This is a genomic window from Micromonospora echinofusca (assembly GCF_017614955.1).
Taxonomy (GTDB): Bacteria; Actinomycetota; Actinomycetes; order Mycobacteriales; family Micromonosporaceae; genus Micromonospora; species Micromonospora echinofusca_A.
The window spans coordinates 1-529 of record NZ_WVUH01000729.1 but is presented as its reverse complement, the minus strand read 5'-3'; the positions used below and the strand labels follow the sequence as shown (position 1 = coordinate 529).

Here is a 529-nt window from a genome sequence, read left to right as displayed (position 1 = left end):
GAACAGGCCACCCGCCACCGCGCCGTCCACCCGACCATGCGCGGCGCCGCCCACCAGGTCCACACCAGACAACCCGCCCACCGGCGAAGCCCCAGGACCAGCCTGCGAAACCCCCGAACCAGCGGGCTGGCCCCCCGAACCAGCGGACTGACCGGACTCCAGGCCAGCCGAGCCAACCCCACCGACACCACCACCGGACCGGCCGTCAGACACACCACCGACCGGACCCTCGCCACCACGATCCAGCGAACGCTCACCCGCACCCGGAGCCGAACTGTATGCCGGCACCGGATCACGATCAGCGACCGACTCCGCCGTCTCCGACGACAGACCCGGACCCGGCAGCCCCTTCCCCAGATCCGACCCGTCACCCAGACTGATATTCACACCGAACAACCGACCCAACGCGAACAACAACCGGTTGTCCGTCACCAACCGCCGCCGCGACAACGCCCGCGTCGGATGCTCGATCAACCCCTCCACACCACCAGAGAGCAACCCACCCACAAACCCGGAACGCACCCCGATA

1 pseudogene is annotated in these 529 nt (G+C 68.8%); it reads right to left on the bottom strand.

The annotated features are described in order from the left end of the window. A pseudogene (locus tag GSF22_RS34115) lies at positions 1 to 474 on the bottom strand (hypothetical protein); the annotation flags it as partial. Positions 475 to 529 lie beyond the last annotated feature (55 nt).